This window comes from Nonomuraea sp. NPDC049637 (assembly GCF_040675235.1).
Lineage (GTDB): Bacteria > Actinomycetota > Actinomycetes > Streptosporangiales > Streptosporangiaceae > Nonomuraea.
The window spans coordinates 79,066-106,022 of record NZ_JBFAOM010000011.1 but is presented as its reverse complement, the minus strand read 5'-3'; the positions used below and the strand labels follow the sequence as shown (position 1 = coordinate 106,022).

The window sequence follows — 26,957 nt, the reverse complement described above, 5'->3', positions numbered from 1 at the left end:
GCTGTCGCGGCCTTCCGACGCCCTACCAGCGCAGCAGGACTCGTAACGGAGCCGCCATGCCGCCCGGCCCAGCACAGCACAACGGGAACGGCCACATCGACGGCCGCCGGTTCCGCCAGGTCCTCGGCAGGTTCGCGACCGGCGTGGTGGCGATCACCGCCCTCGACCCGGCGAACGACCAGCCGTGCGGCCTGGCGGCCAACTCCTTCACCTCCGTCTCGCTCGACCCGCCGCTGGTGGCCTTCTGCGTGGCCCACACCAGCACGAGCTGGCCCCGGGTACGCGGCGCGAAGGTCGTCACCGTCAACGTGCTGGCCGAGCACCAGCAGCCGGTCTGCGCGCAGATGGCGGCCAAGGGCGGCGACAAGTTCGCCGGCCTGGCCTGGACCGGCTCCCCCGGCGGCAACCCGGTGCTCGAAGGCGCGCTGGCCTGGCTCGACTGCGTGATTGAGGCCGAGCACCCGGCCGGCGACCACATGATCGTGGTGGCCCGGGTGCTGCAGCTCGACACGCACGCCGACGGCGGCCCCCTGGTCTTCTTCCAGGGCGGCTACGGGGGCTTTGTTGAGCCTTCGTGAGCAGGCCCGCGCCTGGCTGGAGGAGAGCCTGTCCGGCGAGTTCGCGCACGTCCGCGGCCTTGGCGGGCCCGGCAGGGAGCACGAGGGGCACGACCTGCGCCTGGCCTGGGAACGCCGGCTCGGCCAGGCGGGGTGGACCTGCCTGAGCTGGCCCGAGCGGTACGGCGGCCGGGCCGCCTCCCTCGACGACCAGGTCGCCTTCTACGAGGAGTACGCCAGGGCCGGCGCCCCCGCCCGGGTCGGCCTGATCGGCGAGGGGCTGATCGGCCCGACCATCCTGGAGTTCGGCACCGACGAGCAGAAGGACCGGTTCCTCCCGCCGATCCAGCGGGGCGAGGAGCTGTGGTGCCAGGGCTACTCCGAGCCCGAGGCCGGGTCCGACCTGGCCAACGTCCAGACCAGAGCGCGGCTCGAAGGCGACGAGTGGGTGATCACCGGGCAGAAGGTCTGGACGTCGCTGGCCCACGTCGCCGACTGGTGTTTCGTCCTGTGCCGGACCGAGGAGGGCTCGCAGCGGCATCGCGGGCTGTCGTACCTGCTGGTGCCGATGGGCGGGCCGGGCGTCACCGTGCGTCCGATCAGGCAGCTCACCGGCACCTCCGAGTTCAACGAGGTGTTCTTCGACGGCGCCCGCACGGCGGCGGGGAACCTGCTCGGGGCGCCGGGCGACGGCTGGCGGGTGGCCATGGCCACGCTGGGCCACGAGCGCGGCGCGTCCACGCTGGGGCAGCAGATCGGGTTCCGGCGGGAGCTGGCCGAGGTGATCGCGACCGCCCGGCGGACGGGGGCGGCCGAGGACCCGGTGCTGCGCGACCGGCTCGTGCGGTCGTGGCTGGAGCTGGAGATCATGCGGCTGAACGCCCTGCGGATGCTGGGCCCGAGCCCGGGTCCGGAGGCGTCGATCGCCAAGCTCTACTGGTCGGAGTGGCATCGCCGGCTGGGCGAGCTGGCGCAGGAGGTGCAGGGGAAGGCCGGGCTCGTGGCGGCGGGCGGGCTGAACGACCTGCAGCGCTTGTATTTGTTCAGCCGGGCGGACACGATCTATGCCGGGTCGAGTGAGATCCAGCGGAACATCATCGCCGAGCGCACTCTTGGACTCCCCCGCTGATTGGAGCACGGATGGCACCGCCCTATCCGAAGTCGCACGGTCTGCTCGACGGCAAGGTCACGCTGGTGACCGCCGCCGCGGGCGCGGGCATCGGCTACGCCACCGCCAGGCGCTGCGCCGAGGAGGGGGCGACGATCGTCCTGTCCGACCGGCACGAGCGCCGCCTGGCCGCCGCCGCCGACGCGCTGACCGAGCTGACCGGCGTCAAGCCCCTGGCGGTCCCGTGCGACGTGACGTCGGAGCCGCAGGTGCTGGCGCTGTTCGACGCGGTGGTGGAGGCGCACGGCCGGCTCGACGTGGTGATCAACAACGCCGGCCTCGGCGGTACGGCCCCGCTGGCCGAGATGACCGACGAGCAGTGGCACACGGTCCTCGACGTCACCCTCAACGGCACCATGCGGTGCACCAGGGCGGCGGTCCGGCACATGATCGGCCAGGGCTCGGGCGTGATCGTCAACAACGCCTCGGTGGTCGGCTGGCGGGCGCAGCGCGGGCAGGCGCACTACGCGGCGGCCAAGGCCGGGGTGATGGCGCTGACCAGGTGCGTCGCGCTGGAGGTCGCCGAGCACGGCGTACGGGTGAACGCGGTGGCGCCGTCACTGGCCGTGCACCCCTTCCTGGCGAAGGTGACGAGCGAGGAGCTGCTGGCGGAGCTGGCCGCCAAGGAGGCGTTCGGACGGTCGGCCGAGCCGTGGGAGGTGGCCAACGTGATCGTCTTCCTGGCCAGCGACTACTCCTCGTACATGACGGGCGAGACCGTCTCGGTGTCCTCGCAACATCCCTGACCTGGCCCTGTCAGGGAGAACTCGGGGTAGGCGGCGGGCATCGGGCGGGCTACCGTCCGTTGCATGGGCACACGCTCCTCCTTCCTGCTCGACGTCCTGATCAGCGAGTTCGGCGAGTCGATCAAACGCGACCCGGCCGCCTTCCGGCGCAAGTTCCGCAAGATGGCGGCCTCCCCCTTCGCCTTCTACCGGGGCAGCGCCGGCCTGTTCTACGCCGACCTGACCGGCGACTTCGCCGACGGCTCCTACCTCGACGAGCCCACGGGCCGGGTCTGGATCCACGGCGACCTGCACGCCGAGAACTTCGGCACGTACATGAACGCCTCCGGGGTGCTGGTCTTCAACGTCAACGACTTCGACGAGGCCTACGTCGGCCCCTACGTCTGGGACCTCAAGCGCTTCGCCGCCAGCGTGGCGCTGATCGGCTACGCCAAGGCGCTGTCGGACGAGACGATCAGCGCGCTGGTGACCGAGTTCGCGCGGGCGTACCTGACCGAGCTGCACGGCATCGCGACCGGCGGCGACGACGCCATCGGCTCGCTCACCCTGGAGACCACCGGCGGCGTGCTGCACCGGGTGCTGCAGACGGCACGGCTCAGCACGCGGGTGGCGATGCTCGACGTGGAGACCGTGATCGACGACTACGACCGGCGCTTCGCCCTCATGGACGGCCGGGAGGAGGTCGACGCCGCGACCCGGGAGAAGGTGCTGGCGGCGTTCGAGGGCTACCTGGGGACGCTGCCCACGCCGTCCAGCCCGGTCGAGCACGTCGTCAAGGACGTGGCGCTGCGCAAGGGCGTGGGCATCGGGTCGGCGGGGCTGCCGTCGTACAACCTGCTGCTGGAGGGGCGTTCGCAGGCGCTGGAGAACGACGTCATCCTCTACATGAAGCAGGCCCAGGCGCCGGCCGTGGCCCGGTACGTCGACAACGAGAAGGCGGCCTCCTACTTCCTGCACCAGGGCCACCGCACGGCCGAGTCGCAGCGGGCGCTGCAGGCCTACGCCGACCCCTGGCTCGGGTACGCCTCGCTGGACGGGGTGGGCCAGCTCGTGGCCGAGGTGTCGCCGTACTCGGCCGACCTCGACTGGGACGACGTCAACGAGCCCGACGAGCTGCGTTCCATCATGCGCGACCTGGGACGGGCGGTGGCGCGCATGCACTCGGTGGCCGACGACGAGTCCAGCCACGACCTGGTGGACTTCTCGACGGAGGAGGCGATCGTGGCGGTCATCGACGGCGATCAATCCGGATTTATCGGCATGCTGGTGGATTTCGCCCACCGATATGGGGCACAGGCCCGTGAAGACCATCAACGGTTCGTCGACCTGTTCAGGAACGGTCGCCTGCCCGGCCTGTGAGCCCTCGCGGCGGCCGCGGAGGAGCATCGTGCGTCATCTCATTGGGCTGCTGCTGGGGACCGAGGAGGACTGGCCGGCGGCGTTCGAGACCGTGTTACGCCGGGTGGGGCCGATCAAGGGGGTGGGCGAGTTCGACGTCGAGCGCATCACGATCGAGCCGTTCGACCTGCGCGCCAAGCCACGTCACGAGCTGGTGATCGACCGGCTGGCGTACTGGTACTACCACCCCCGCGAGTGGCTGAAGAAGATCGCCATGATGGACGACGTCTATCTGCTGAACAGCCCGTTCACGTTCCAGTCGATGGAGAAGCACGCGGCCTACTGCGCGATGATGCGGCTCGGGCTCAAGGTGCCGGAGACGGTGCTGGTGCCGTACAAGAACCCGGTGGACAACTCCCGGTACGCCTACACCGCCGAGCGCTACAACCGGGCCTTCGACCTCGACGCGGTCGCCGAGCGCATCGGCTATCCGCTGTTCATGAAGCCCTACGACGGCGGCGCCTGGCGGGGCGTCTCCCGCGTCCGCGACCGCGACGAGCTGCACCGCGCCTACGACGAGAGCGGCGCGATGCTCATGCACCTCCAGCAGTCCGTCGAGGGGTACGACGCCTTCGCCAGGTCGTTGTCGATCGGCGCGGAGACCATGGTCATGCGCTTCCGCCCCGACGAGCCGATGCACGCGAGGTACGCCGTGGACCACGAGTTCCTCTCGCCGTCCGTGGGCGAGGAGGTCGTCACCGTCGGGCGGCTGGTGAACGCGTTCTTCCGCTGGGAGTTCAACTCCTGCGAGACGCTGGTCAAGGGCGCCGACGTGCACCCGATCGACTACGCCAACGCCTGCCCCGACGTGGCGCTGACCAGCCTGCACTACTACTTCCCGTGGGCGATCAAGGCGCTGGTGAAGTGGAGCGTGTTCTGCGTGGCCACCCGCCGCCGGCCGCGCATCGACCTGGAGACGCACGACTACTTCGAGGTCACCGGCGACTACGGGGAACGGCTGGCCCAGTACCGCCAGCTGGCCGACCGCTACTTCGAGGTGGACCGGTACGAGGAGTTCTGCCGCACGCATCTGGCGCACCTCGACGAGATCGTCCTGGAGTGGGTGGACGGGCCGGAGTTCGACCGGTTGCTGGTCGACACGGTGGCGGCCACGTACCCGGCGGCCGAGCGCGAGCGGTTCACCGAGCACTTCCGGGGGCTGCTGCGACTCTGGGTGAAGGACGAGGGCAGCTAGTAACCGACCAGTCGGTATGGCATGCTTCCGGAACATGAGTCTGTTCTCGGTGGAAGGCAAGACGGTCGTCGTCACCGGCGGTTCGCGCGGCATCGGCCGCATGATCGCCGCCGGGTTCGTGGCGGCCGGCGCGACCGTCGTCATATCGGCACGCAAGGCGGCGGAGGTCGACAAGACCGCCGCCGAGCTGGGGTGCACGGCCGTGCAGGCCGACCTGTCCACGCCCGAGGGGGTGGACACGCTGGTCACGGCGGTGGGCGGCCCGCTGCACGTGCTGGTCAACAACGCCGGCGCCACCTGGGGCGCGCCTCTGGAGGAGTATCCGGAGCACGCCTTCGACAAGCTCTGGGACATCAACGTCAAGGGCGTCTTCTACCTGACCCAGAAGTTCCTGCCGAACCTGCGCGAGGCGGCCGGCCCGGACGACCCGGCCCGGGTGATCAACGTGGGTTCGATCGACGGCATCCGGGTGCCCGCCCTGGAGAGCTACGCCTACTCCTCCACCAAGGCGGCCGTGCACATGCTGACCCGCCACCTGGCCAGGCAGCTGGCCAAGGAGCACATCACGGTCAACGCCATCGCCCCCGGGCCGTTCGACTCCAAGATGATGGCCTTCGCCCTGGACGACCCCGCCACCCGCGCCGCCATCGCCTCGAACGTGCCCCTGGGGCGGATCGGCCGTCCCGACGACATGGCGGGCACGGCCGTCTTCCTGTCCTCGCGGGCGGGGTCCTACCTGACGGGCACGGTCATCCCGGTGGACGGCGGGATCTCCTGCTGATCAGACCAGCGCCTTAAGGGCCCTGGCGAAGTTCGCCGGGGCGTCCGGGGCGTAGCGCAGGAACAGGTACGGCTCGGTCAGCTCCAGCTCGATGACCACCGGCGTGCCGTCGGACAGCCGGACCAGGTCGATCCTGGCGTAGAGAAGGGCGTGGGGAATGGCTGCGAGCACCTTCTCGGCCAGGTCGACCTGGTCCGGGGCCGGGGTGCGGAGCTCGGCCCGCGCGTTGTGGTCGAGGGTGGCCCCCGCCTTCAGCATCGGATGGCGGCGGACGGCGTGGCTGAGGCGGCCGTTGAAGTACAGCAGGGAGGTCTCGCCCTCCGACTCCACCATGTCGAGGTAGGGCTGGACCATCGGCTGCCGCCCCGCGGCCTGGAGCGCGGCGGCCAGTTCGGCCGCCTGGTCGCGGTCGGTGGTCCTGGTCGTGTCGCGGGCTCCGGCGGAGATCGCGGGCTTGACGACGTACTCGGGCCAGTCGGGCAGGTCGTGGGCGGACCAGTGGGTCGGCACGGTCGGCACGCCCAGGTCTCTCAGGTACGTCTTGTCGGTGTTGCCCTCCAGGACGACGGCCGGGTTGAGCAGCCTGGTGACGGACTCGACGCGGCGGGCCCAGGCCAGGAACTCCGCGCGCCGGTCGATGTAGTCCCAGGCCGATCGCACCACGACGGCGTCGTAGGCGCTCCAGTCGGCCGCGGGGTCGTCCCAGCGTTCGGCGCGGCCCTCGATGCCGTGGGCGTGCCAGTGGGAGAGCGCGAGGTCACGCTCGTCGTCCAGGCCGGTTGGGTCATCAAAGGTGACATATGCACAGTTCGTCATCCAGGGATGGTAGTGGGGGCGGGCCGGGCCGCCTCGACCCGGCCCGCACGGGGACGCCCTCTCCGCGCCGGAGGGCGCCCCCGGGCCTGGCTAGGAGTCGACGCTGGTGCCGGCGTGGCTATCGTCGGTGGCGGTCGTGGCGTTGCCGTTGACGTTGTTGACGCTGGTGGCGTCGGTGCCGCTCACGTTGACGTTCACGACGTTGCCGAAGTTGTTGCCCGACTGGGAGGTGTCGTGGTTGGAGCTGGAGTTGCCCGCGGTGACGTCGGCGTGGGCCGGGGCGGACAGGAGCGTCAGGGCGGCGGCCGCGGCGACGGCGCCGGAGGTCACGCAGAGCTTCTTCATCATGTCGATGTCCCTTCCTCGGAGCTGTACGGAGGTCAGTAGAAGATGTAGGTCACCGCGATGCCGCCGTCGGTGGCGGTGGTCGCGACGCCGTTGATGTTGTTGACGTTGGTCGAGTCCCAGCCACCACGGTTGGCCGCGGAGACGTCGCCGAAGTTGTTGCCCGACTGCGACGAGTCGCTGTTGCTGCTCCAGTTGTCGGACCAGGTGTCAGCGTGGGCGGGAACGGCCGCCATGGCGACGCCGGCGGCCGCGGCCAGCACGGCCCCTGCGGCGCACAGCCTTTTGATCACTTCTGCTCCTTCACCGGTGTGGACCCCTGCGAGGAGGCGGGAGCCAGGGCCCTGGGCAGCCGCCGCCCTCTTTTTGACCTTCTGTGACCCATTGGGATCAAGGTCAATGCGACTATATAACTCTGCGTTGCCAATCGGTAGCACAGAGTTATCAGAACATTGTTCGCCGCCTACCCTGACACGAGATGGCAGTGACCCCGCCCTAGCGTCCGGCCATGATCTACGAACTACGGCGGTACACCCTTCACCCCGGACGGCGCGACACCCTGATCACGCTGTTCGAGCGCGAGTTCGTCGAGCCGCAGGAGGCGGTCGGCATGCGCGTCGCGGGCACCTTCCGCGATCCGGACGCGCCCGACACCTTCACCTGGCTGCGCGCCTTCCCCGACATGGAGGCGCGCCGGGCGGCACTGGAGGGCTTCTACGACGGCCCGGTCTGGCGGGCGCACCGCGACGCCGCCAACGCCACCATGATCGACTCCGACGACGTGCTGCTGCTCCGCCCGTCCGGCCCGGAGCTGCCCTCCTGGGAACGGCCCCCCGCGGGTGCGGCCGAGCTCCCCGCCGCCCTGTACGTCGCCACCATCTGCCACGTCGGGGAGGGCTTCGCCGAGTTCTTCGCCGGGCAGGTCGCGCCCGCGCTGGCCGAGGCCGGGACGCCGCCGGTCGGCTGCCTGGAGAGCGAGCACGCCGAGAACACCTTCCCCCGCCTGCCCGTCCGGACCGGGGAGAACGTGTTCGTGTGGTTCGCCCGGTTCGCCCGGCCGGAGGACGAGCGCCAGGCGGACCTGCCCATGCTGGACGCCCGCCTGACCGCCCCGCCGGTGCGGCTGCGCCTGCGTCCCACCGCCCGGTCGTCGATGCGCTGACGACTTCTTCCAACCCTCGGGCCCTCGGCGGAGTTGATTTCCTACATGGACCGCTACGAGGGGTTCCACGAGTTCGTCCGCGCCCGTCAGCAGTCGCTGATGCGGACCGCGTACCTGCTCACCGGAGACCCCCATCTCGCCGAGGACCTGTTGCAGACCGTCCTCACCCGTGTCGCCTCGCATTGGGGCAAGCTCGCGAAGGACGGCAACCCCGAGGCGTACGCGCGCCGGGCGCTGGTGAACCAGACCATCTCCTGGCGCCGGCGCAGACGGCCCGAGCTGCCCGCCGCCGAGCTGCCGGAGATCGGCGGGCACGCGCACGACGAGGCGACCGTGCGCCGCCTGACCCTGCTCAAGGCGCTGGCCCGGCTCACCCCGAAACAGCGCGCGGTGATCGTGCTGCGCTTCTACGAGGACCGCACCGAGCACGAGACCGCCCGGCTCATGGGCGTCTCGCTCGGCACGGTCAAGAGCCAGACGCACTACGCGCTGTCCAGGCTGCGCGCCCTGACCCCCGCGGAGGTGTACCGATGAAGACGCTGCGCGAGGACCTGCACGCGCTGGCCGAGCAGGCGCCGGTCGTCGACCTGGGGGCGCGGGCCGTCCTGCGCGCCCGGCGCAGGCGCGCGACCCGGCTGGCGGTGAGCGTCGCGGCGGCGCTCTGCGTGGTCGGGGGCGGCGGCGCCGTGCTGCTGCAGCAGGCGCGTCCGGCGCCGCCGATCGTGCTCACGCCGCCGGCGGCCACCGCCCCTCCGCTGCCCGCCAAGGGGGTCGCGCCGGTCGAGCAGTTCTACCGGCCGATGTGCCGCACCGACGGTCCGGCGTGCCGGTGGCGGCTGGTCACCCGGGACGGCGCCACGTACGAGCTGACCGACGGGCCTCGGAACGGGCCGGTCGAGGCGACGGCCGACGGGCGCCGGATCGCCTACTACAGCCCTGGCAAGCGCACGATCGTCGTCCGGGACCTGGCCGGCGGCCAGGTGTGGACGTCGCCGCTGAAGCAGGACGACCGGGACTTCGCCGGCGAGTACGCGCTGCGGCTCTCCCCCGGCGGCCTGCGGTTCGCGGTGTCGGCGACGGGCGCGCCCCGGCTCGTGGACGTGCGGGCCGGCACGTCGGCCTCGCTGCCGAAGGGCTCGTGGCCGGTGAGCGTGGCCGACGGGACGGGCCCGGTCGTGCTGGCCAGGGCCAAGGGGGACACCACGTCGTTGTGGGTGTCCGGCCGCGACCCGCTGACGGTCCCGGAGCACACCTACGACTTCAGCGCCCTGGCCCCGGACGGCCGCACGATCGCCCGCGTCGGCACGACCCTCGACCGGAACCGCGAGCCCATGGTGCGGCGCGACGGCACGATCGTCGTCTTCGACGTCACGGGAGGCGCGGAGCGCCGGGTCAGGCCGGCCGGGCTCGCCGCGGGGCTGCGGCCGGCCAAACTGGGCGGCTGGACGTCCGCCCGTGAGGTGACGATGCTGGCCTATCCGGACGACGCCCCCCGCGCCACCGCCGTGGTCTACGCGGTGGACGTGGACTCGGGACGTGCCACCGAGCTGTTCGCGCTGCGGGGGGACGGCCAGTCGTCCGTGCCCGGACTGGTCCGCTAGCCGGCGGGGGTCAGGGGGCCGCGCCGTAGACCGGTTCGGGGGCGGGCGCGGCCTCCAGGAGCGTGGCGACGGCCTCCCCCACCTCCTCCGGCGACCACCGGGCGCCCCGGTCCACGGCGGGGCCGTGGCGCCAGCCGGTGGCGAGCGCGATCGTGCCGCCCTCGACCTCGAAGACCCGGCCCGTCACGTGCGCGGAGGCCGCCGAGCCGAGCCAGACCACGAGCGGGGCGACGTTCGCCGGGTCCATGGGGTCGAACCCGTCCTGCGGCCTGGCCATGGTCGCCGCGAACACCTCCTCGGTCATCCGGGTGCGGGCGGCCGGCGCGATGGCGTTGACGGTGACGCCGTAGCGGGCCAGCTCGGCGGCGGCGACCTGGGTGAGCGCGGCGATCCCGGCCTTGGCCGCCGAGTAGCCGGCCTGGCCGACGCTGCCCAGCAGGCCCGCGCCCGAGGAGGTGTTGACCACCCTGCCGGACACCTCCTCGCCCGCCTTCGAGCGCTCCCGCCAGTACGCGGCCGCGTGCCGCAGCGGCAGGAAGTGGCCTTTGAGGTGCACGCGGACGACGTCGTCCCAGTCCTGCTCGGTCATCGAGACCAGCATGCGGTCGCGCAGGAAGCCGGCGTTGTTGACCAGGACGTCCAGCCGGCCGTACGCGCTGACGGCGGTCTTGACCAGCCGGGCGGCGCCGGCCCAGTCGGACACGTCGTCGCAGTTGGCCACCGCCCGGCCGCCGAGGGCCTCGATCTCGGCGACGACCTCGTGGGCCGGGCCGGCGGACGCGCCGCCGCCGTCGCGGGCGGTGCCGAGGTCGTTCACCACGACGCGGGCGCCCTGCCGGGCGAACTCCAGGGCGTGCTGCCTGCCGATGCCGCGTCCGGCGCCTGTCACGATCACCACGCGGCCAGCGCAAATGCCCACAAGACCTCCCAAGGGATCATGCACAGATATCAGGAAATATCGTCAGAAGCCAGGTGTTGCCAGGCGGGGATCTCGCCGCCGCCGTCCACCCGTACCTCGGCGCCGGTGACGTAGCCGGGGGCGGCCAGCCACAGGCACGCCGCGGCCACGTCGGCGGGCGTGGCCGGGCGGCCCGCGGGGATGGTGGCGTCCGCCCGGCCCTGTCCGGTGTACCGCTCGGCCGCCGTGGTGTCGGCCAGGCCGACCACGACCGAGTTGACTCTGACCTCGGGGGCCCATTCGGCGGCCAGGCAGCGGGCCAGGTGGTGCAGGCCCGCCTTGGCGGCGCCGTACGCGGCTGTGCCGGGCGAGGGACGGGCGCCGCTGACGCTGCCGATCATCACGATCGCCCCGCGGGCGGCCGCCAGCAGCGGGTGGGCCCGCTGGGAGACCAGCAGGGGGGCGGTCAGGTTGAGCTCGATGACGCGGGCGTGCAGGCGCGGCGAGGTGCCCGACACGGGGGCGGGCGGCGAGCCGCCGGCGTTGTTGACCAGCACGTCCAGGCGGTCGAACCCGGCGACCAGCCGTTCGACGTCCGCCGGGACGCGCACGTCGGCCTGGACGAAGCGGAGTCCGTCCAGCGGGCCGGGATCCTTCCTGGCGCAGACCGTCACGTCGGCGCCGGCCGCGCGGAAGGCCCTGGCGATGCCCGCGCCGATGCCCTGGGTGCCGCCCGTCACCAGCACGGACCTGCCCGTGTAGTCGTAAGTGACCGTCACGGGTGCTACCGTACCAAGCAAGCGTTAGGTGCGACCAGGGAGCGCGATGGGGATCACACTGCGGGACGGGCCGGTCGCCGAGGTCGTGGTGGACGTGCCGCCGGTGAACGCGTTGACCGTCCAGGGCTGGGCCGACCTGGCGGCGGCGGTGCGCGCGGCCGGGCGCGACCCGGCGACCAGGGTGGTGGTGCTGCGGGCCGAGGGCCGCGGGTTCAACGCCGGCGTGGACATCAAGGAGATGCAAGCCGACGCCGGGCACACGGCGCTCGTCGGGGCGAACCGGCAGTGTTTCGAGGCGTTCGCGGCCGTCTACGAGTGCGAGGTGCCGGTGGTCGCCGCCGTGCACGGACACTGCCTGGGCGGCGGCGTCGGCCTGGCCGGCAACGCCGACGTGGTGGTGGCCAGCGAGGACGCCTACTTCGGGCTGCCCGAGGTGGACCGCGGGGCGCTCGGGGCCGCCACGCACCTGGCCCGGCTGGTGCCCCAGCACCTCATGCGGGCCATGGTCTACACGTGCCGGAACGTCACGGCGGCCGAGCTGCGCGCGTTCGGGTCGGTCCTGGAGGTGGTGCCGCGCGACAAGCTGCGCGCGGCGGCGATGGAGGTGGCCGGGCAGATCGCGGCCAAGGATCCGTACGTCATCCGCCGCGCCAAGGAGTCGCTGAACGGCATCGACCCGGTGGACGTGCGGCGCAGCTACCGCTTCGAGCAGGGCTTCACCTTCGAGCTGAACCTCATGGGCATGGGCGACGAGCACAGGGAGCGGTTCCGATGAGCAAGGTGATGTCCGTCGAGGAGGTCGCGGCCTCGGTGGAGAGCGGGATGACGGTCGGGATCGGCGGCTGGGGCTCGCGGCGCAAGCCCATGGCCCTGGTGGGCGGCCTGCTGCGCACGTCCGTGCGGGATCTGACGGTCGTCTCCTACGGCGGCCCGGACGTCGGCATGTTGTGCGCGGCGGGCAAGGTGCGCCGGGTCGTGGCGCCGTTCGTCACGCTCGACTCCATCCCCCTCGAACCGCACTTCCGGGCGGCCAGGCAGGCGGGCGCGGTCGAGTTCACCGAGTACGACGAGGGCATGTTCTTGTTCGGGCTGCTGGCGGCGGCGCACCGGCTGCCGTTCCTGCCGACGCGGGCGGGGCTCGGGTCCGGCGTGCTGCGGGTCAATCCGGAGCTGCGGACCGTGCGCTCGCCGTACGGGGACGGGGAGGAGCTGGTCGCGGTGCCCGCCCTGACCATGGACGTGGCGCTGGTGCACCTGAACCGGGCCGACGCCCGCGGGAACGCCCAGTACCTCGGGCCCGACCCGTACTTCGACGACCTGTACGCCAAGGCTGCCGCGCGCTGCTACGTGTCCTGCGAGCGGCTGGTGGACACCGCCGACCTGCTGAAGGAGGGCCCGGTGCAGTCGTTGCTGATCAGCCGGTCGATGGTGACCGGCGTGGTCGAGGCGCCCGGCGGGGCCGGGTTCACCTCGTGCGAGCCGGACTACCCGCGCGACGAGGAACGGCAGCGGCGGTACGTGGAGGGCGGCGTCGATGACGAGAACTGAGGTGAGCAGGGCGGACGTTTGTGTGCTGGCCTGCGCGGAGGCGTTCAGGGGCGACGGGGAGATCCTGGCGGCCGGGATCGGCGGCGCGATCACGGTGCTGGCCGCGCGGCTGGCCCGGCTGACGTTCGAGCCCGAGCTGCTCACCTCCGACGGCGTCTGCCTGCTCACCGGCGACGTGCCCGCGCTGGGGGCGGCGCCCGGGGTGGTGGAGGGGTGGCTGCCGTTCCGGGAGCACCTGTGGCTGGTGCTGAACGGCCGCCGGCACGTGATGCTCGGCGCGAGCCAGATCGACCGGCACGGGAACAGCAACATCTCCTGCATCGGCGACTGGGCCCGGCCCAAGGCCCAGCTCCTCGGGGTGCGCGGGGCGCCGGGGAACACGCGGTGCGACCCGACGAGCTACTGGATCCCGCGGCACTCGCGGCGGGTGTTCGTGCCCGAGGTGGACATGGTGAGCGGGCTGGGCACCGACCGGGGGGCGTACGAGCTGCGGCGGGTGGTGACGGACCTGGCGGTGCTCGACTTCGCCACGCCCGACGGCTCGATGCGCCTGGTGTCCACGCATCCGGGGGTGGGCGTGGCCGACGTGCTGGCCGCCACCGGCTTCGACCTGGTCGTCCCGCCGCAGGTGCCCACGACGCGGGAGCCGGACGCGGTCGAGCTGGCCGTCCTGGACCGGCTGGATCCCGGCCGGGCGCGCGACCGCGAGGTGGCCGGGTGAGGACGGCGCTGACCGAGCTCACCGGCTGCCGCCATCCCGTCGTCCAGACCGGCATGGGGTACGTCGCGGGCGCCCGGCTGGCCGCGGCCGTCTCGGCGGCGGGCGGGCTGGGCGTGATCGGCGCCGCCACCATGTCGGTGCCCGAGATGACGGCGGCGGTCAGGCGGGTCAAGGAGCGGACCGACGCTCCCTTCGGGGTGAACATCCGCTCCGACGCCGACGACGCGGCCGAGCGGGTGGAGGTGATGATCAGGGAGGGCGTGCGGGTGGCGTCGTTCGCCCAGGCGCCCCGGCGCGAGCTGATCGCCCGGCTCAAGGACGCGGGGGTCGTCACCATCCCGTCGGTGGGGGCGCGCCGGCACGCCGAGAAGGTGGCCGCGTGGGGCGTGGACGCGGTGATCGTGCAGGGCGGCGAGGGCGGCGGGCACACCGGCCCGCTGGCCACCACGCTGCTGCTGCCGCAGGTCGTGGACGCGGTCGACATCCCGGTGATCGCGGCGGGCGGCTTCTTCGACGGCCGGGGCCTGGTCGCCGCGCTGGCCTACGGCGCGTGCGGGATCGCCATGGGCACCCGGTTCCTGCTGACCCGCGAGTCCCCGGTGCCGGACACGGTCAAGGACGTCTACCTGACCGCCCGCGAGACCGTCGTGACGACCAGGGTGGACGGCGTGCCGCACCGCGTGCTCAGCACCCCGTTCGTGGCCTCGCTGGAACGGTCGCGGCTGCTGCGCGCGGTGCTGAACGGCGCACGGTTCCGGCGGCTGTCCGGCCTGTCGTGGGGCGCGCTGGTCCGCGAGGGACGCCGGATGCGCCGCGGCCGGGAGCTGACCTGGGCGCAGGTGCTCCAGGCGGCCAACACGCCGGTGCTGCTGCGCGCGGCGATGGTGGACGGCCGGGCCGACCTCGGGGTGATGGCCTCCGGCCAGGTGGTGGGCGTGATCGAGGACCTGCCGTCGTGCGCCGAGCTGATCGGCCGGGTGATGGCCGAGGCCGAGGCGGTGCTCAAGCGCCTGCCCTGACCCGCACGGCGCCTGATCCGTGCTGGTCTGATCCGCGGCGCGTCTGGCTCACACGACGGTGATGCCCCTGGCCAGCAGGATGGCGTTGGCCTGGGTCTGGTTGATGATCGCGCCGGCGAAGGCGCGCAGCTTGGCGTCGTCGGGCTGCCCGAGGTCGGCGCCGCGCAGGTCGGCCTTGGCGAAGGTGGTGTTGAGCAGTCGCGTGCCGATGAGCCGGCAGTCGCTGAAGGTGGCCTCGGTGAAGTCGCAGCCCGACAGGTCGGCGTCGTCGAAGCGCACGCCCTCGATGAACTCGCCGCGCAGCGAGCAGCCGCCGAGGTTGGCCAGCGTCAGGTTGCACCGCGCGACCTTGAAGCCGGTGCCGCGCGAGGCCGTGAGCGCGGCGCCGATCATGCGGCAGCCCTGGAAGGAGGCGTCGGTGAGCAGGGCGCCGCCGAACTGGGCCGAGGACAGGTCGACGTCGGTGAAGGTCGCGTCGATCAGGTCGGCGTCGTTGAACCTCGGCCGCATGCGGCCGCCGCCCGCGAAGACCGCGCCGTCGAGGTCGGCCTTGCGCAGGTCGGCGCCGTCGAGCACGCAGGACTCGAAGCGGGCGCCGGCCAGCGCGGCTCCGGACAGGTCGGCCTCCGTCAGGTCGCAGTCGCGGAAGACGTGCGGCCCGTCGTCGTGGAGGGCGGGGCGGCTGTGGGAGAGGTCTTCGCCGTCGAGGATCACGGTGTCACAGCGTACCGGTGAGCACCTCCGCCGCCGCCTGGCCGCAGACCCGCGCCGACCCGTACGTGGCGATGTGCACGGCGCCGAGGTCGGAGCGGGCGGGCAGGCCCATCTCCACGACGACGGCGTCCGGCCGGGCGCTGAGCAGGTGCCGCAGCGCCTCGCCCTGCCAGGCGTAGCGGTGGGCGTCGCGGACCACGATCACCAGCGGGCGCTGCGCCGCCTCGCCTATCAGCCGCTCCAGCCTGGGCCCGGTGGTGTCCCCGGCCGCCAGCCGGGTGACGGCGGTGCCGGGCAGCAGCCGTCCGAGCGGTTCGCCGACGCCCCACGGGGTGCCCTTGTCGATGGCCAGGTTCATCTCGGGCGTCAGCTCGACCACGTGCGCCGCCCCGGTCAGCGGCAGCACGGCCGCCGTGGACCTGCGGGTGACGCGGACGGCCCGGCGGGCCGCGGAGAGCCCGAGGTAGCCGTCCTCCGGTACGGGGCTGCCCGAGGAGGTGGTCCAGGCGGCCAGCTCGCGGACCCTGCGTGCGGCGTCGGCCAGTCGCTCCTCGGGCAGCAGTCCTTCGGTCACGGCGGCGGCGATGGCGTCGCGGACCTCGACGGCGGTGGCCTCGTCGGCCCGCTCGCCGCCCACGCAGATCGCGTCGGCCCCCGCGGCTATGGCGCGGGCGGAGGCGCCCCCGATCCCGTACGCCCCCGACACCGCAGCCATTTCTATGCCGTCCGTGATGATCATTCCCTGGAAGCCCAGCTCCTCGCGCAGCAGGCCCGTGAGGACCTTGGGGCTGAGCGTGGCGGGCAGCTCGGCGTCGTAGGAGGGCACGAGCAGGTGGCCGGTCATGATCGACCGGACCCCCTCCTTGATCGCCTCCCGGAACGGGAAGAGCGCCTCCTCGATGCCGGCGTCGGCCACCACGGGCACGCCGTGGTGGGAGTCGACGGTGGTGTCCCCGTGGCCGGGGAAGTGCTTGGCGCAGGCGGCCACCCCGGCCGACTGCAGGCCGCGGACGAACGCCCTGGTGTGCCGGGCGACGAGCGCGGGGTCGGCGCCGAAGGAGCGCAGGCCGATGACCGGGTTGTCGGGGTTGGAGTTGACGTCGGCGGACGGGGCGAAGTCGATCGTGATGCCCGCGGCCGCCAGCTCGCCGCCCATGTCCCTGGCCAGAGCCTCGGTGAGGCCGACGTCGTCCACGACGCCGAGCGCGTAGCCGCCGGGACGGCTGCTGCCGGTGCTCACCTCCAGCCGGGTGACCTCACCGGACTCCTCGTCGGTGCCGACGAGCACCGCGGGGTTCTCCGCGCGCAGTGCGGCGGTGAGCCGGGCGACCTGCGCGGGGTCGGCGATGTTGCGGGAGAACAGCACCACGCCGGCCAGTCCCTCGCCGAGTCGTCGGCGGATCCAGTCCGGAGGCATCTGTCCCACGAAACCAGGGAGGAGGACGGCATCGGCGAGGCGAAGAAGGTCACCGCTGAGGGGCATGACCCGAAATCTAATAGGAAAGTTTCCTATTTGCTAGAGGCATTTTCTGATGTCAGCCCGGTTCCTTCCGTGTCTTATTCAACCATTGCCGTAAATGCTCACTTCAGTTGCGCGGCACGGCCTTTCAGCCGAGACGTTCGATGACGGTGACGTTCGCCTGTCCCCCGCCTTCGCACATGGTCTGCAGGCCGTACCGGCCGCCGGTGCGTTCCAGTTCGTGCAGCAGCTTCACGGTCAGGACCGCGCCGGTCGCGCCGAGCGGATGGCCGAACGCGATGGCGCCGCCGTTGGGGTTCACCCTGGACGGGTCGGCGCCGGTCTCCTTCATCCAGGCCAGCACGACGGAGGCGAACGCCTCGTTGATCTCGATCGCGTCGAAGTCGTCGATGGCCAGGCCGGTCCGGCCCAGGGCGTGGGCCGTGGCGGGGATGGGGGCGGAGAGCATCATGATCGGGTCCGCGCCGCGCGCCGAGAGGTGGTGCACGCGGGCGCGCGGGGTCAGCCCGTGGTCGCGTACGGCCCGGGGCGAGGCGACCAGCAGCGCCGCCGCGCCGTCGGAGATCTGGGAGGCCAGCGCCGCCGTGAGCCGTCCCCCTTCGCTCAACGGCCTGAGCGCGGCCATCTTCTCCGGCGAGGTGTCCCGGCGGGGGGCCTCGTCGTCGGCGACGCCCTCACAGGGGACGATCTCGCGCCGGAAGCGCCCCTCGTCCACGGCCCGCAGCGCGCGGCGGTGGGACTCGTAGGCGTAGAGCTCCATCTCCTCGCGCGACAGGTCCCAGGCCACCGCCATCTGCTCGGCCCCGGCGAACTGGGAGACCTCCGCCGCGCCGTAGCGGGCCGCCCAGCCCTTGGACCCGGCGTACGGGGTCTCGTGCCCGAGCGGCCGGCCCGCCAGCATGGCCGAGGAGATCGGGATCATGCTCATGTTCTGCACGCCGCCCGCCACCACCAGGTCGCTGGTTCCCGACAGCACGGCTTGGGCGGCGAAGTGCAGGGCCTGCTGCGAGGAGCCGCACTGGCGGTCGACGGTGACGCCCGGCACCTGCTCGGGCAGCCCGGCGGCCAGCCAGCAGGTACGCGCGACGTCCCCGGCCTGCGGCCCGATCGTGTCCACGCAGCCGAAGATCACGTCCTCGACGGCGGCGGGATCGGCGTCGGCCCGCCGCATCAGCTCGCGCAGGACGTGCGCGCCGAGGTCGGCCGGGTGGGCCGCGGCCAGCCCGCCGTTCCTGCGCCCGACGGGGGTACGGACGGCGGCGACGATGTAAGCCTCGTTCATCCCGCAATCCTAACAAGCGCTTGGTAAGTAAGATAATGCCCTACGAGCTGGGCCTGACGCGTGAACAAGCGATTGTCTGAGGGCTCATAATGGGAAACGTGACCACGCGAAAGAACTCCGGCACCACCACGTCACCGGCGAAGCGCCAGCGCGCCTCCTCCACTGGGGCGGCCTCAGAGCGGCGCGACCACCTCGTCAAACTCGCCGCGGAGCTCTTCGCGCGCAAGGGCTTCCAGGCCACGACCGTACGCGAGATCGCCGACGAGGCGGGCATCCTGTCCGGCAGCCTCTACCACCACTTCGACTCCAAGGAGACGATCGTCGACGAGGTGCTGTCCACCTTCCTCGACGACCTCATCGCCCGCTACCGCGCCGCCGTCGACACCAACTCCGACGCCCGCACGGTCCTGTCGGAGATGGTGCGCATCGGCTTCGGCACGCTGGAGCCCCACCGCGCCGCGATCACCGTCATGCAGAACGACTGGAACTACCTGCGCCAGTTCGAGCGCTTCAACTACCTGGTCAAGGCCGAGGACGAGGTCGAGCAGATCTGGGTGACCCAGATCAAGGCCGGTCAGGCGGCCGGGCTGTTCAGGGCCGACGTCGACCCCAAGCTGACCTACCGGATGATCCGCGACACCATCTGGGTGGCCGTGCGCTGGTTCCGTCCCGGCGGCCGGCTCAACACCACCGCGCTGGCCGAGCACTACATCACGGTGCTGTTCGACGGGCTCGCCACCGGCGAGCGCACGACCCAGCGTCAGGGATGAGCCTCGGCAAGGCGGTGCGGCTGGCCCTTGAGGAGGTCGCCGAGCCGGACAAGGCCGAGCCGATGCGCGCGTACATGAAGTCGGAGATGCCCTTCCTCGGCGTGCAGGCCACGCCGAGGCGGGCGGCGCTGCGGCGGGTGTTCGCCCGCCACCGCCTCGACTCCGCGCCCGAGTGGCGGCGCGCGGTGCTCTCGCTGTGGCGGGAGGCCGAGTACCGCGAGGAGCGTTACGCCGCCGTCGAGCTGACCGGCCACCGCTACTACCGCGACTTCCAGACCCTCTACACCGTGCCGATGTACGAGGAGATGATCGTCACCGGCGCCTGGTGGGACCTGGTCGACGAGCTGGCCACCCATCGCGTCGGCGACCTGCTGGCGGCCTTCCCCGACACCATGCGCCCGCTCATGCTGGAATGGGCGGCCGACGCCGACCTGTGGAAGCGCCGCACGGCGATCCTGTGCCAGAACCGCTTCAAGTCCCGCACCGACACGGCCCTGTTATACGCCTGCATCGAGCCCAGCCTGTCCGACACCGACTTCTTCGCCCGCAAGGCCATCGGCTGGTCCTTACGCGAGTACGCCAAGACCAACCCCGACGAAGTCATCCGGTACGTCCGCGCCAAGGGCATCTCCGGCCTGAGCCGCCGCGAGGCCCTGAAGAACCTGCCCGTGAGTTAGCCCCTCCTCATCCGGCCTCATCCGCTCTCACCTGCCCTCACCCGCTCTCACCTGCCCTCACCTGCTCTCACCTGGTCCAGAGCGCGTCCTGCACCGCCTGCACCAGCGCCATCAGCTCCGGCGTCACCCGCTCGCGCGCCCAGGCCAGCGCGTAGGTGATGCGCAGCTCCCCCGCCTCCAGCGGCACGAACCGCACGTCGTCCCGCCTGACGGCCCTGACCAGGAGCTGCGGGATCGGCAGCACCCCCGCCCCGGCGGCCACGAGATCGAGCGCGGCGGCGAAGTCGTCGTCGGCCACCATCCGCGCCCGCCCCGGCAGCCCCGCCCACGGCCGGCTCCCCGGCGTCAGCAGCACCTGCCCGCCCAGGTCGTCCGGCGTCACCCTGCCGTGCCCGGCCAGCCGGTGCCCGAGCGGGACGGCCAGATGGTCCACGGTCACGTGGAAGCGGGCCGCCGTGACGAACTGCGCGGGCGCCGGCGTGGCCAGGATCGCGGCCGAGACCTCCCCGCTGCCCAGCGCCTGGGCCGCGGCGCCCCGCCCGGCCACGACGAGTTCGACGCCGATCGCCGGGGCACGTCCGGCCAGCCGTCTGGCGATGCGCGCGGCGAGGGTGCCCACCAGCGGTGGATAAGCCAGGTGAATGGTCGGGCGGGCCAGTCTGGCGGCTTCCGCGGTGAACGCCTGGGCCGATTCGAGCACCTGCCGGGCGTACGGCAGCAGGCCCTTGCCCTCGGCCGTCAGCCGCACCTCGCGGGCGTTGCGCTCGAAGAGCCTGACCCCGGCGGCGCGTTCGAGCCGGGTGATGGCCTGGCTGACGGCGGGCTGCGACATGCCCAGGTCGTCGGCGGCGGCCGAGAAGCCGAGCCGCTCGGCGACCAGGAGGAAGCAGTGGATCTCCTTGAGCATAAGCAGCACTTATCGATGATGCACCACGTCGGCCTCGCCGGACACGATTCCCGCATCTGACCGACGTGATCGAGGAGCTGAGATGTCGCCATTCCCCACGTCCACGGTGCTCGGGTACCCGAGGATCGGGCCGCGACGGGAGCTGAAGCGGGCCCTGGAGTCGTACTGGGACGGGCGGTCCGGCCGCGCGGAGCTGGAGCGGACGGGCGCGGAGATCAGGGAGCGGACCTGGCGGCGGCTGGCCGAGCTGGGCCTGGAAGGGCTGCCGTCCAACACCTTCTCCCTGTACGACCACGTGCTGGACACGGCGGTGCTGCTGGGCGCGGTGCCCGAGCGCTACCGCGCGGCCGAGGACCCCTACTTCGCGATGGCCAGGGGCACCGAGGGGCTGGCGCCGCTGCGGATGACGAAGTGGTTCGACACCAACTACCACTACATCGTGCCGGAGATCGGCCCGGAGACCGTCTTCAAGCTGGACGCCGCCAAGCCGCTCGCCGAGGTGCGCGAGGCCCGCGCGCTGGGCTACGAGACGCGGCCCGTCGTGGTCGGGCCGGTGACGTTCCTGCTGCTGGCCGGGGCGCCCGAGCGGCTGGAGGACGTGCTCGGCTGCTACGAGGAGCTGCTCGCGGCGCTGGCCGCCGAGGGCGTCGACTGGGTGCAGCTCGACGAGCCGGCGCTGGTCGGCGACCGCACGCCCGAGGAGCTGGCGACCGTGCGGCTCGCCTACGACCGGCTGGGGTCGGCGGCCGTCCGCCCGGGGCTGTTCGTGGCCTCCTACTTCGGCGACCTCGGGCCCGCGCTGCCGGTGCTGGCGGGCACGCCCGTCGAGGCGATCGGCGTGGACCTGGTGCGCGGCGGCGCCGTGCCCGACCTGCCGGGCAAGACCGTGGTCGCGGGCGTGGTGTCGGGCCGCGACGTGTGGCGCACCGCGCCGGAACGCGCCCTGGCCGCCCTCGGCGGCGTGCGCGCGGACCGGGTGACGGTGAGCACGTCGTGCTCGCTGCTGCACGTGCCCTACGACGTGGCCGCCGAGCCCGACCTGGACCCGGCGCTGCGGGAACGGCTGGCGTTCGCCGAGCAGAAGGTGGCCGAGGTGGTGGCGCTGGCCCTCACCGTCGCCGAGGGGCCGGACTTCCGGGGGCCGGTCCCGGCCGCGCCCTCCGTGCCGCTGACCGCGCCGGCCGCGCCGGAGGAGCGGGCGCCGTACCCGGTGCGGGCCGCCGCCCAGGCCGCCCACCTGGGCCTGCCCGTACTGCCGATCACCACCATCGGCTCGTTCCCGCAGACCGGCGAGCTGCGCGCGGCCAGGGCGGCCGTGGTGGCCGGAACGCTGTCGGCGGAGGACTACGAGCGGCGCGTCGAGGCCGAGATCGAGCGCGTCGTCAGGGTGCAGGAACGCCTCGGCCTGGACGTGCTCGTGCACGGCGAGCCCGAGCGCAACGACATGGTCCAATACTTCGCCGAGCACCTGGACGGGTTCGCGGTCACCACGAACGGCTGGGTCCAGTCGTACGGGTCGCGCTGCACCCGGCCGCCGATCCTGCACGGCGACGTCGGCCGTCCCGGGCCCATCACCGTGCGCTGGGCCTCCTACGCGCAGTCGCTCACCGCCAAGCCGGTCAAGGGCATGCTCACCGGGCCGGTGACGATCGTGGCCTGGTCGTTCGTCCGCGACGACCTGCCGCTGCGGGACGTGGTGTTCCAGGTGGCCGACGCGGTGCGCGAGGAGGTGCGCGACCTGGAGGCGGCCGGCGTGTCGATCATCCAGGTGGACGAGCCCGCCCTGCGCGAGCTGCTGCCGCTGCGGCGGGCCGCTCAGGCCGACTACCTGGAGTGGGCGGTGGCGGCGTACCGGCGGGCCACCTCCGGCGCGGCCGACCGCACCCAGATCCACACCCACCTGTGCTATTCGGACGCCGACCAGATCCTGGCCGCAATCGACGGCCTGGACGCCGACGTCACCACGATCGAGTCGGCCCGCTCGGGGGCGCGCATCCTGGGCGCGGTGCGCACGTTCGGCCGCGGCCTCGGCCCCGGCGTGTACGACATCCACTCCCCGCGCGTGCCCGGCGCGGACGAGGTCGAGGACCTGCTGCGCAGGACGCTGGCGGCGCTGCCGGCCGAGCGGGTCTGGGTCAACCCCGACTGCGGGCTGAAGACGCGCACGTACGAGCAGGTGGAAGCCTCGCTGGCGCACGTCGTCGAGGCCACCCGGCGGCTGCGGGCCGAGCTTCAGCCGTAGAGCTCGGTGAACTCCTCGACCGTCATCCCGAACAGGATCCCGTCGTCGTAGCGCCCGGCGGCGAAGCGGCTCCTGCGCCGGCGGCCCTCCTCGACGAAGCCGAGCCGCCGGTGCAGGGCCTGCGACGGTTCGTTGGAGCTGTAGACCCACGCCTCGGCCTTCTGGAAGCGGCGCTCGGCGAACATGTAGCGCAGCAGCAGGACGATCGCCTCGCTGGCGTAGCCCTTGCGGTGGTGGGGGGTGCCGATGGAGATGCCGTAGCAGAACGTGCCGTGCATGCGCTCGACCTCGTGCGTGTTGAGCATGCCGACCGGCCGGCCGTCGGCCGCGTCGGCGATCACCAGGCGGAGCTCGTCCATGTCGGACTCCTGCTCGGCCAGCTCCCTGGCCCACTTCTGCGCCTGGGCGGCCGAGCGGGGCGGAGGCAGCCGCCAGCCGTTCCTGGCCGCGTCGGTGTCCTCCTCGAAGGCGAAGAGCTCCGCCCAGTCCTCCGGTTCGATGGCCCTCAGGCGCACGCGCTCGCCGACCCACGCAGACGTCATGATGGGGAGCAAACCAGAGCACGCCCCCGGCGCGCGAACCCTTTTCCGGCCCCCACCCGCTTTCCGGCTCTCACCCGCTTTCCGGCCCTCACCCGCGCCCGTACGTGTCCTCGGCCCGCCAGAAGTACCAGAGCCCGAGGGTCAGCCCGGCGACCGCCCAGAACGCGCAGCTCAGCCAGACGAGCGGGCGCGGGCTGGACGCGTGGATCAGGATGTCGCGCATGAACTCGATGATGGAGGCCGCGGGGTTGAGATACATGACGTCGGCCACCCACTGCGGCAGCCCCACCCCGCCGACCGGCTCGCCGGTGACCGGGTCCGGATATCCCACGATCTTGTACTGGATCGAGAAGAAGACCCCGGAGGCGTACAACCAGGTCCGCAAAACGAACGGCAGGAGCTGGTTCACGTCGCGCAGCGAGGCCCCCAACCGCGCCAGGACCAGGCTCAGCCCGATGTTGAACATCGTCTGCAGCAGCACGGCGACCGGGATCAGCAGCCAGAACCAGGTGGGGAACTCCCCCATGACGACCACGAGCACGAGCAGCACCCCCATGGAGACCGCCGCCTGCCGCAACTCCTGAAGGGTGTAGGCCAGGGGAAGCGCGGCGCGCGGGAAGTGCAGGGCGCGGATGAGCGAGAGGTTCCCCGAGACGGACTTGGCCCCCGCCGAGGCCGACCGCTGGCTGTAGGTGAAGACGAACATCCCCGTGACAAGGAACGCGGCATAGTTCTCGATGTGGTCGTGTCCGCCCAGGACGAGGCCGAACATGACCCAGTAGATGCCGGCGTTCAGCAGCGGCGTCAGCACCTGCCAGAGTTGCCCGAGCGCGGAGCCGGAGTACTTCGAGGCGGTGCGCGAGGTCGCGTACACCAGGATGAAGTGCCGGCGTTCCCATAATCGGCGCAGGTAGACGTGCAGGTCCGGGCGGGCCATGGCTCGCCTCAGCCCGTGCCGGGTCGCGAGGGCGGCGAGTGATTCCTGTTCGGGCGCGGATGACATGGGAGTCTCCTCACGGCCTGCTGCGTCGCGGAATGCCCAGGAGTCTAGGCTCCGGCGTGGCGGGACGGGCGTCCTGGCGCTTTGGAGAGGGGCGGCGGCGCGGGCGTCCGGGCGCTTTCGAGAAGGGCGGCGGCGCGGGCGGCGGGTCAGGTGGCTCGTCCGTCGAGGAAATCGACGACGCGGTCGTTGAGGTCGGCGGGGTCGTGCCACGGCATCGCGTGATGGGACAGGTGCGGCAGCACCTCGGTCCGCGCGCCCGGCAGCAGGCGGGCGGCGGCCGACGCGACGCGGTGCGGGGAGTGCGCCTTGCCGCGTCCGGCGACGAGCACGAGAGCGGGCGTGGTGAGCGCGCGCAGCGATCCCGGCTCGGGCCGTTTCCCGGTGACGACCTTCGTGTCCGGGAACTCCGCGGCCAGGCCGTAGAGCCGCAGCCAGGCGGGGTCGGCGGGCGCGCCGCCGGTCTCCCACTCCAGGAAGGCCCGCGCGCGAGCGGCCGTCGGCCGCAGCAGGGTGGGCAGTGCGCGGGCCAGGTATCCCGGCCGGAACCCGCCGAAGCACTGCGTCGGGTCGAGGAGGACGAGCCGCTCGACCCGCCGGGGCGCGTGGAGCGCGTACGTCAGGGCGATCCATCCGCCGTAGGAGTGTCCGCACACCGCGGCGCCGTCGATGCCGAGGCCGTCGAGCACGCCGTCCAGCCAGCCGAGCAGGTCGCCGACGGTGCGCAGGCGGCGTTCGCCGCGGACGCTGCGGCCCGGCTCGCCGATGCGGTCCACGGCGTAGACGCGATGGCGGCAGGCGAACGCGGCGACGTTGGCGTACCACATCGCCGCCGTGGTGCCACCGCCGTGCAGCAGGACCAGCGGCGGGCCATCGGCGGGGCCGCACGCGTTCACCCGGGTCGTGCCGTACGCCGAGGGCAGGTCGATCGGCTCGACCGGAACCGGCCAGCGTTCGAGGACCGCGTCGTAGGCGGAGAAGAAGTCGGACATGCCGCACCTAACTAAATAGCTTGCTCAGCAATAATCTCGCTCGGCGAGATAATGCCATACTGGTGGCATGACGATGCGGCCGGAGCATGCCGAAAACGTGGACGATCAGGACGCCGGGATGCGGCTGGTCCATCTGCTGCGCGCCGTCACCGTGGAACTCGACCGCATGGGCGAGCGGTTCGCCGCCGCGCACGCCCTGCACCCGACCGACGTACGCGCCCTCATCTGCCTGCTCGACGCCGCCCGCACCGGCGCCCCCGCCACCCCAGGAACGCTGGGCACGCACCTCGGCCTCAACTCCGCGGGCACCACGGCGGTGGTGGACCGTCTGGAACGGCTCGGCCACGTCCGCCGGGAACGCGACACCCGGGACCGGCGGCGGGTGCTGCTGAAGGTCGACGAGAGCGCCGTCACGCTGGGCTGGAGCTTCTTCGGCCCGCTCATCCAGGAGATCGTCGCCCTCATGGGCCGGTACGACCCCGCAGAACGGGCCACCATCGAACGCTTCCTCGGCGACGTCCACAAAACCGTCACCCGGAGTTAGGCCGACGGCGCAAGTCAGCCTGGCTGTTGCAGCCTGCTCTCGGTCTGGAGGTTGCCGGCCAGTTCCGCCATGGTCGCCCCGCAGCGGACGTTCGAGAGCCCGCTGTCACCGGACACGAGAGGCACGCGGAACGCGACCCAGCCGCCGGTCACGTCGATGATCCGCCACCCGGGAAACCTGCCGAGAACCTCCCGCAAGGTGATTCGGCGATCCCGGCGCGCAGTCGGTGGAGACGCGAGACCGCGAGGAAGGGCTGGGCGGAACGCTGCCGGCCAAGATCCGCTCATCCTTGACCTGCTACCGGACGCTGCCGGACCTCGATGGCTGCGAGATCCGTCTGCACGCGACTCACTCTGTACGCCTCGCTGTTCCGCTACGACGACGACATCCTGGTCAACCCGCACGCGTACGGCGAACCGGCCTCCGCCAACCCGGCCTTCCACTTCCATCGTCTCGACGGAGGGACGATGGCCGAGCACTACATGTCATCGTTCGAGCGAGTCTGGGCCGGAGCCGTTCCGTGGTCCGGCGCGGAAGTCTGAGGAGGCATCGCCCATGGGACGAGTCGAGTACTGGAACGACCCGGACGCCCCGAAGGCGAACAGCCTGGTGCCGGCCTGCGGCACGGTGACCGTGGACGACGCCGGCCGCATCCTCATGCAGCGCCGGCGCGACACCGGTCAGTGGGCGCTGCCGATGGGCAAGATGGAGATCGGCGAGACCCCCTCACAGTGCGCCGTACGGGAGACGGAAGAGGAGACCGGCGTCCGCGTCGCGCCCACCGGCCTCCTCGGCGTCTACTCCGACCCTGGCCACATCGTGGCCTACACCGACGGCGAGGTCCGCCAGGAGTACGAGGTGATGCTGATCGCCCGCCCGGTCGGCGGCCGTCCGGAGGCCAACGACGAGGCGAGCGACGTGCGCTGGGTCGAGCCGGACAAACTGCACATCCTCGACATCCATCCGACCCAGTGGCGACAGCTCAACGACTATCTGCAGCAGAGGAATCCGCATATCGATTGACCTGGATCCGTTGTCGTCGATGTCTCGTGGAAGCGGAACGAGGTTCGGGC

At 72.2% G+C, this 26,957-nt stretch carries 32 protein-coding genes; 19 read left to right on the top strand and 13 right to left on the bottom strand.

What is annotated here, in order from left to right; all coding sequences use genetic code 11:
- The first annotated feature begins 56 nt into the window (after positions 1 to 56).
- From AB0J71_RS17685 to AB0J71_RS17660, 6 genes are all read left to right on the top strand, one after another.
- The gene (locus AB0J71_RS17685; protein WP_352319982.1) at positions 57 to 578 is read left to right on the top strand and encodes a flavin reductase family protein; all 522 of its coding nucleotides are present in this window, start codon (positions 57 to 59) and stop codon (positions 576 to 578) included.
- Positions 565 to 1,686, top strand: a complete 1,122-nt coding sequence (locus AB0J71_RS17680) for an acyl-CoA dehydrogenase family protein (RefSeq protein ID WP_352319889.1) — start codon at positions 565 to 567, stop codon at positions 1,684 to 1,686. Before AB0J71_RS17685 ends, AB0J71_RS17680 begins: the two co-directional genes overlap by 14 nt.
- Positions 1,687 to 1,697: 11 nt before the next feature.
- Positions 1,698 to 2,471: an SDR family oxidoreductase gene (locus tag AB0J71_RS17675; RefSeq protein WP_352319891.1), complete on the top strand. Its 774-nt coding sequence runs from the start codon at positions 1,698 to 1,700 to the stop codon at positions 2,469 to 2,471.
- A gap of 63 nt (positions 2,472 to 2,534) precedes the next feature.
- Positions 2,535 to 3,830: a DUF2252 domain-containing protein gene (locus AB0J71_RS17670; protein ID WP_364414981.1), complete on the top strand. Its 1,296-nt coding sequence runs from the start codon at positions 2,535 to 2,537 to the stop codon at positions 3,828 to 3,830.
- Between the two features lie 28 nt (positions 3,831 to 3,858).
- The gene (locus tag AB0J71_RS17665) at positions 3,859 to 5,064 is read left to right on the top strand and encodes a hypothetical protein (RefSeq protein WP_364414979.1); all 1,206 of its coding nucleotides are present in this window, start codon (positions 3,859 to 3,861) and stop codon (positions 5,062 to 5,064) included.
- A 34-nt stretch (positions 5,065 to 5,098) separates the two neighbouring features.
- Positions 5,099 to 5,845 (top strand): SDR family oxidoreductase, encoded by a 747-nt coding sequence (locus AB0J71_RS17660; RefSeq protein WP_352319897.1) that lies wholly within the window; start codon positions 5,099 to 5,101, stop codon positions 5,843 to 5,845.
- Here the strand turns inward: AB0J71_RS17660 and AB0J71_RS17655 are convergent, their stop codons facing one another.
- The 3 genes from AB0J71_RS17655 to AB0J71_RS17645 all read right to left on the bottom strand — a co-directional run bounded on the left by AB0J71_RS17655 (position 5,846) and on the right by AB0J71_RS17645 (position 7,299).
- The gene (locus AB0J71_RS17655) at positions 5,846 to 6,661 is read right to left on the bottom strand and encodes a hypothetical protein (protein WP_364414977.1); all 816 of its coding nucleotides are present in this window, start codon (positions 6,659 to 6,661) and stop codon (positions 5,846 to 5,848) included.
- Between the two features lie 90 nt (positions 6,662 to 6,751).
- Entirely contained in the window at positions 6,752 to 7,009 is a 258-nt protein-coding gene (locus AB0J71_RS17650; RefSeq protein ID WP_352319900.1) for a hypothetical protein, read from the bottom strand.
- 32 nt (positions 7,010 to 7,041) lie between these two features.
- Positions 7,042 to 7,299, bottom strand: a complete 258-nt coding sequence (locus tag AB0J71_RS17645; RefSeq protein WP_352319902.1) for a hypothetical protein — start codon at positions 7,297 to 7,299, stop codon at positions 7,042 to 7,044.
- Positions 7,300 to 7,514: 215 nt separating this feature from the next.
- Between AB0J71_RS17645 and AB0J71_RS17640 the strand changes: the two genes are divergently transcribed.
- The 3 genes from AB0J71_RS17640 to AB0J71_RS17630 are packed head-to-tail and all read left to right on the top strand — an operon-like array spanning position 7,515 to position 9,769.
- Positions 7,515 to 8,168, top strand: coding sequence for an NIPSNAP family protein (locus AB0J71_RS17640; RefSeq protein WP_364414975.1), 654 nt, complete (start codon positions 7,515 to 7,517; stop codon positions 8,166 to 8,168).
- A 45-nt stretch (positions 8,169 to 8,213) separates the two neighbouring features.
- Positions 8,214 to 8,702 carry a SigE family RNA polymerase sigma factor gene (locus AB0J71_RS17635; protein WP_352319906.1) on the top strand — a complete coding sequence of 163 codons (489 nt, stop codon included), beginning with the start codon at positions 8,214 to 8,216 and terminating at the stop codon, positions 8,700 to 8,702.
- Positions 8,699 to 9,769 (top strand): hypothetical protein, encoded by a 1,071-nt coding sequence (locus AB0J71_RS17630; protein ID WP_364414973.1) that lies wholly within the window; start codon positions 8,699 to 8,701, stop codon positions 9,767 to 9,769. The genes AB0J71_RS17635 and AB0J71_RS17630 overlap by 4 nt, the downstream gene beginning before the upstream one ends.
- A gap of 10 nt (positions 9,770 to 9,779) precedes the next feature.
- Here the strand turns inward: AB0J71_RS17630 and AB0J71_RS17625 are convergent, their stop codons facing one another.
- Together AB0J71_RS17625 and AB0J71_RS17620 are read right to left on the bottom strand one after the other, a co-directional pair.
- Positions 9,780 to 10,688, bottom strand: a complete 909-nt coding sequence (locus AB0J71_RS17625) for an SDR family oxidoreductase (RefSeq protein WP_364414971.1) — start codon at positions 10,686 to 10,688, stop codon at positions 9,780 to 9,782.
- Between the two features lie 29 nt (positions 10,689 to 10,717).
- Positions 10,718 to 11,446: an SDR family oxidoreductase gene (locus AB0J71_RS17620; RefSeq protein ID WP_352319912.1), complete on the bottom strand. Its 729-nt coding sequence runs from the start codon at positions 11,444 to 11,446 to the stop codon at positions 10,718 to 10,720.
- A 46-nt stretch (positions 11,447 to 11,492) separates the two neighbouring features.
- Here AB0J71_RS17620 and AB0J71_RS17615 point away from each other — a divergent pair, with 46 nt between their 5' ends.
- Genes AB0J71_RS17615 through AB0J71_RS17600 form a run of 4 tightly spaced genes read left to right on the top strand, consistent with a single transcriptional unit; the run spans position 11,493 to position 14,734 of the window.
- The gene (locus AB0J71_RS17615) at positions 11,493 to 12,221 is read left to right on the top strand and encodes an enoyl-CoA hydratase family protein (RefSeq protein ID WP_352319914.1); all 729 of its coding nucleotides are present in this window, start codon (positions 11,493 to 11,495) and stop codon (positions 12,219 to 12,221) included.
- Positions 12,218 to 12,994: a CoA-transferase gene (locus AB0J71_RS17610; RefSeq protein ID WP_364414969.1), complete on the top strand. Its 777-nt coding sequence runs from the start codon at positions 12,218 to 12,220 to the stop codon at positions 12,992 to 12,994. The genes AB0J71_RS17615 and AB0J71_RS17610 overlap by 4 nt, the downstream gene beginning before the upstream one ends.
- Complete coding sequence (locus AB0J71_RS17605; protein ID WP_352319917.1) at positions 12,981 to 13,715, top strand: CoA-transferase; 735 nt, start codon at positions 12,981 to 12,983, stop codon at positions 13,713 to 13,715. The genes AB0J71_RS17610 and AB0J71_RS17605 overlap by 14 nt, the downstream gene beginning before the upstream one ends.
- Positions 13,712 to 14,734, top strand: a complete 1,023-nt coding sequence (locus AB0J71_RS17600; protein WP_352319919.1) for a nitronate monooxygenase — start codon at positions 13,712 to 13,714, stop codon at positions 14,732 to 14,734. The genes AB0J71_RS17605 and AB0J71_RS17600 overlap by 4 nt, the downstream gene beginning before the upstream one ends.
- Positions 14,735 to 14,782: 48 nt before the next feature.
- Here the strand turns inward: AB0J71_RS17600 and AB0J71_RS17595 are convergent, their stop codons facing one another.
- The 3 genes from AB0J71_RS17595 to AB0J71_RS17585 all read right to left on the bottom strand — a co-directional run bounded on the left by AB0J71_RS17595 (position 14,783) and on the right by AB0J71_RS17585 (position 18,210).
- On the bottom strand, positions 14,783 to 15,448 hold the full coding sequence (locus AB0J71_RS17595; RefSeq protein WP_364414967.1) for a pentapeptide repeat-containing protein: 666 nt from the start codon (positions 15,446 to 15,448) through the stop codon (positions 14,783 to 14,785).
- A 4-nt stretch (positions 15,449 to 15,452) separates the two neighbouring features.
- Positions 15,453 to 16,931: a glycoside hydrolase family 3 N-terminal domain-containing protein gene (locus AB0J71_RS17590; protein ID WP_364414965.1), complete on the bottom strand. Its 1,479-nt coding sequence runs from the start codon at positions 16,929 to 16,931 to the stop codon at positions 15,453 to 15,455.
- A 124-nt stretch (positions 16,932 to 17,055) separates the two neighbouring features.
- On the bottom strand, positions 17,056 to 18,210 hold the full coding sequence (locus AB0J71_RS17585) for an acetyl-CoA C-acetyltransferase (RefSeq protein WP_364414963.1): 1,155 nt from the start codon (positions 18,208 to 18,210) through the stop codon (positions 17,056 to 17,058).
- A gap of 98 nt (positions 18,211 to 18,308) precedes the next feature.
- On the opposite strand from AB0J71_RS17585, the gene AB0J71_RS17580 reads away from it, so the two are divergent.
- The gene (locus AB0J71_RS17580) at positions 18,309 to 18,980 is read left to right on the top strand and encodes a TetR family transcriptional regulator (RefSeq protein WP_352319927.1); all 672 of its coding nucleotides are present in this window, start codon (positions 18,309 to 18,311) and stop codon (positions 18,978 to 18,980) included.
- Positions 18,977 to 19,657: a DNA alkylation repair protein gene (locus AB0J71_RS17575; protein WP_352319928.1), complete on the top strand. Its 681-nt coding sequence runs from the start codon at positions 18,977 to 18,979 to the stop codon at positions 19,655 to 19,657. The genes AB0J71_RS17580 and AB0J71_RS17575 overlap by 4 nt, the downstream gene beginning before the upstream one ends.
- A gap of 67 nt (positions 19,658 to 19,724) precedes the next feature.
- Here the strand turns inward: AB0J71_RS17575 and AB0J71_RS17570 are convergent, their stop codons facing one another.
- Positions 19,725 to 20,564, bottom strand: a complete 840-nt coding sequence (locus AB0J71_RS17570; RefSeq protein WP_364415075.1) for a LysR family transcriptional regulator — start codon at positions 20,562 to 20,564, stop codon at positions 19,725 to 19,727.
- Between the two features lie 82 nt (positions 20,565 to 20,646).
- On the opposite strand from AB0J71_RS17570, the gene metE reads away from it, so the two are divergent.
- The gene (gene metE / locus AB0J71_RS17565; RefSeq protein WP_364414961.1) at positions 20,647 to 22,806 is read left to right on the top strand and encodes a 5-methyltetrahydropteroyltriglutamate--homocysteine S-methyltransferase; all 2,160 of its coding nucleotides are present in this window, start codon (positions 20,647 to 20,649) and stop codon (positions 22,804 to 22,806) included.
- Here the strand turns inward: metE and AB0J71_RS17560 are convergent.
- The 3 genes from AB0J71_RS17560 to AB0J71_RS17550 all read right to left on the bottom strand — a co-directional run bounded on the left by AB0J71_RS17560 (position 22,797) and on the right by AB0J71_RS17550 (position 25,340).
- On the bottom strand, positions 22,797 to 23,348 hold the full coding sequence (locus AB0J71_RS17560) for a GNAT family protein (RefSeq protein ID WP_364414959.1): 552 nt from the start codon (positions 23,346 to 23,348) through the stop codon (positions 22,797 to 22,799). The two genes, metE and AB0J71_RS17560, sit on opposite strands and share 10 nt — an antisense overlap.
- 88 nt (positions 23,349 to 23,436) lie before the next feature.
- On the bottom strand, positions 23,437 to 24,351 hold the full coding sequence (locus AB0J71_RS17555) for an ABC transporter permease (protein WP_352319933.1): 915 nt from the start codon (positions 24,349 to 24,351) through the stop codon (positions 23,437 to 23,439).
- Positions 24,352 to 24,497: 146 nt separating this feature from the next.
- Positions 24,498 to 25,340, bottom strand: a complete 843-nt coding sequence (locus tag AB0J71_RS17550; protein ID WP_364414957.1) for an alpha/beta fold hydrolase — start codon at positions 25,338 to 25,340, stop codon at positions 24,498 to 24,500.
- A gap of 97 nt (positions 25,341 to 25,437) precedes the next feature.
- Between AB0J71_RS17550 and AB0J71_RS17545 the strand changes: the two genes are divergently transcribed.
- Positions 25,438 to 25,884, top strand: a complete 447-nt coding sequence (locus tag AB0J71_RS17545) for a MarR family transcriptional regulator (RefSeq protein WP_364414955.1) — start codon at positions 25,438 to 25,440, stop codon at positions 25,882 to 25,884.
- Between the two features lie 14 nt (positions 25,885 to 25,898).
- Here the strand turns inward: AB0J71_RS17545 and AB0J71_RS17540 are convergent, their stop codons facing one another.
- The gene (locus AB0J71_RS17540) at positions 25,899 to 26,081 is read right to left on the bottom strand and encodes a hypothetical protein (protein WP_352319938.1); all 183 of its coding nucleotides are present in this window, start codon (positions 26,079 to 26,081) and stop codon (positions 25,899 to 25,901) included.
- A gap of 123 nt (positions 26,082 to 26,204) precedes the next feature.
- Between AB0J71_RS17540 and AB0J71_RS17535 the strand changes: the two genes are divergently transcribed.
- Together AB0J71_RS17535 and AB0J71_RS17530 are read left to right on the top strand one after the other, a co-directional pair.
- Positions 26,205 to 26,426 (top strand): hypothetical protein, encoded by a 222-nt coding sequence (locus AB0J71_RS17535; RefSeq protein ID WP_364414953.1) that lies wholly within the window; start codon positions 26,205 to 26,207, stop codon positions 26,424 to 26,426.
- 13 nt (positions 26,427 to 26,439) lie between these two features.
- Positions 26,440 to 26,907: an NUDIX domain-containing protein gene (locus AB0J71_RS17530; RefSeq protein ID WP_364414951.1), complete on the top strand. Its 468-nt coding sequence runs from the start codon at positions 26,440 to 26,442 to the stop codon at positions 26,905 to 26,907.
- Positions 26,908 to 26,957 lie beyond the last annotated feature (50 nt).